Source organism: Vibrio sp. Vb0349, assembly GCF_033338975.1.
On the sequence record NZ_JAWOTS010000189.1, the window covers coordinates 1 to 1,416 of the forward strand.

Here is a 1,416-nt window from a genome sequence, read left to right on the forward strand (position 1 = left end):
GTTGTAGCGCTGCTGAATACGTTCCACCAGCAAACTGAAGTCGCCATCACCAGAAACCAAAATCACGCGGTCAACATCAGGCGCAATCTCAATCGCATCGAGCGTGATACCGACATCCCAATCCCCTTTGGCGCTGCCATCTCGACGCTGAATGTAAGGCTTCAACATCACCTCAAATCCCACACCTCTTAGAATGTGATGAAACTGGCGTTGCTTCGGATCGTTACTGGCAATGGCATAAGCTTTTGCGCTTACTACTTGCTTTTCTTGTGTCGCGACATACCAAAACTGGTTGTAGTCAAAGTTACTGCGATACGCTTCGCGACAAGTGTAATAAACGTTTTGAACGTCAACGAGAATGGCGATTTTTTCTTTGTGGTCTGATTGCATGGTGATCTCATACCGATAATTTGCCGCCTACCCTAAGCCAGATCGCCCAAAAGCACAATGAGCCAATTCCACTAAACTTAACGTATAAACGGAAAATCGCGTTTTTAGGAGTGAGTCATGGGTGGAAAGTTATTGGTGATACTGCTTTTGTGCGTCTTTGCCTCGACGGCACTCGGCTATCCTGCGCACACTCAATACTGGCCGCATCGCAGTGTTCTGTATTTCGCGCCTGAAAATGATGATTACGTAAAACAGTTCTTGCTTGAAGCATTGATGCACGAGTGCGAGTTAGTTGATAGAGATGTCGTCACACTGGTGATCACAGAAGATGGCTACACCGTGCCAAGCTGGCTTAAAGAAGAGTTTGATTTAAAGATACTCGCAGAGATCTACAGCGTGAAAAAAGGCGAGCACACTGCGATTTTGCTCGGTAAAGATGGCTTAGAAAAATACCGCTGGGGGGCAGAAACCGACTGGCAATACATTAACGCTTTGATTGACCAAATGCCGATGCGGAAACAAGAGGTGCAGAGGCAGCGAAGCCCCTGCGAAATCTGAAGCACTTGAGGAAATGAAGACTCGTGAAGAAACAGGATTCTTCGTTACTTTCCGAACCACGCCAACTTATTATGCAGCTGCGTAACGCTCCCCACCACTATCAATGCAGGACTTACTGCTTGCTCTGCCATGTTAGACAGTTCATTTAGTTTACCTTGGAACACGCGTTGCTCTGGTCGCGTCCCATTTTCGATGATTGCGCATGACATTTCTGGGTCTAAGCCGTGCGTGATGAGCTTGTCCATAATGTGACTGCTTTGCTTCAACCCCATGTAGAACACAAGCGTGTTGTTTGATTGCGCTAACGAGCGCCATTCAATTTCGCGACCGTCTTTTTGCACGTGACCCGTGATGAATTGAACGCTTTGCGCATGATCACGGTGCGTTAGTGGAATACCTGCGTAAGCCGTCGCCCCCGCCGCAGCGGTGATCCCTGGCACCACTTCGTATTGAATACCGTATTCTGCT

Annotated in this window: 3 protein-coding genes; 1 reads left to right on the top strand and 2 read right to left on the bottom strand. The window is 48.0% G+C overall.

Annotated features, from left to right (window positions below; translation table 11 throughout):
- Window positions 1–390: NYN domain-containing protein (locus R7Q47_RS24430; RefSeq protein WP_318089814.1), on the bottom strand; the 390-nt coding region annotated here is incomplete at its 3' end.
- A 117-nt stretch (window positions 391–507) separates the two neighbouring features.
- Between R7Q47_RS24430 and R7Q47_RS24435 the strand changes: the two genes are divergently transcribed.
- Window positions 508–948, top strand: a complete 441-nt coding sequence (locus R7Q47_RS24435) for a DUF4174 domain-containing protein (RefSeq protein ID WP_318089816.1) — start codon at window positions 508–510, stop codon at window positions 946–948.
- Window positions 949–992: 44 nt separating this feature from the next.
- Here the strand turns inward: R7Q47_RS24435 and R7Q47_RS24440 are convergent.
- A partial coding sequence (locus R7Q47_RS24440) for a uroporphyrinogen-III C-methyltransferase (RefSeq protein WP_318089818.1) occupies window positions 993–1,416 on the bottom strand: 424 nt, incomplete at its 5' end.

Excerpts from the sequence above, each read along its gene's own strand:
- R7Q47_RS24435 (WP_318089816.1), top strand. The coding sequence starts at position 508 with ATGGGTGGAAAGTTATTGGTGATACTGCTTTTGTGCGTCTTTGCCTCG.